General features: G+C 67.3%; 1 protein-coding gene. It reads left to right on the forward strand.

What is annotated here, in order from left to right:
• Window positions 1-199 precede the first annotated feature (199 nt).
• Window positions 200-973: a VOC family protein gene (locus U9980_RS27925; protein WP_322770660.1), complete on the forward strand. Its 774-nt coding sequence runs from the start codon at window positions 200-202 to the stop codon at window positions 971-973.
• Window positions 974-1,126 lie beyond the last annotated feature (153 nt).

Raw genomic sequence — 1,126 nt, forward strand, 5'->3', positions numbered from 1 at the left:
GGATGCGAATATCAACCCGACCGCCACTGGATCCGTGTCTGTGGGGTGGAGCACACGGCCCGTCCCTTTCCCGCGTCAACCGCCAAAATGTTCGGCGACGTTTCATCGAGCCCGCCGCGGAAACTGTCGGAGGCGACCGCTACCGTCCGATCCATGCGAGGCGCTACAGCGTCTGACGTGTCTACAGGAGGTGGTTGTCATGGCCGAGTTCATGTCCTATCCGGCGGGGACTCCGTGTTGGGTGGATCTCGGTAGCCCCGACCTCGAGGCGTCCAGGTCCTTCTACAGCGGCCTGCTCGGCTGGGAGGCGCAGGAGGTACCGGACCCGGGGGCGGGCGGTTACACGATGTTCACGCTCCGCGGCAAGCTGGTCGCAGGTCTGGGCCCGCTGTTCGGCGAGGGGCAGCCCCCGACCTGGAACACCTACATCAGCGTTGATGATGTGGACAAGACGGCGGAGGCGGTTCTCGGTGCCGGCGGGCGGGTGCTCGCCGGGCCGATGGACGTCATGGAGGCGGGCCGCATGGCGGTGTTCACCGATCCGGCGGGTGCGGCCGTGTCGGTGTGGCAGCCTGGGGAGGTCAAGGGCGCCGAGTTGGCGAACGAGCCCGGCGCGTTCTGCTGGAACGAGTTGGACACGCGCGACCTGTCCGCGGCGAAGGCGTTCTACCCGGCGGTGTTCGGTTGGGCGGTGGACGACTCCGGGGCGCAGGGCGGCCCGATGGAGTACTACGAGTGGAAGCGTGACGGCGAGACGATCGCCGGGATGATGCCCATGCCACCGAACATCCCCGCTGAGGTCCCGTCGTTCTGGTTGACCTATTTCGCGGTTACCGACACCGACGCGGCGGTCACCGAGGCACAGGCACTCGGTGGGTCGCTCCTGATGCCGCCGATGGACATTCCAACCGGCCGGTTTGCGGTGCTCGCCGGCCCACACCGGGAGACATTCGGAATCATCAGGCTCGCCTAACCGGTACGAGTCTGTTTGAAAACTTTCGTTCGACCAGCGAGCTGCGACGCAGGCTCCCCGGCGATCGACACAGTCGATCGCCGGGGAGCGCGCCGGTCAGCCGGCCGGCGCGGTCAGCTGTGCCTCCCGATGCCGAGCGAGCATGGCGGCGAT

The sequence above is a fragment of the Protofrankia sp. Cr1 genome (assembly GCF_963555865.1).
Lineage (GTDB): Bacteria > Actinomycetota > Actinomycetes > Frankiales > Frankiaceae > Protofrankia.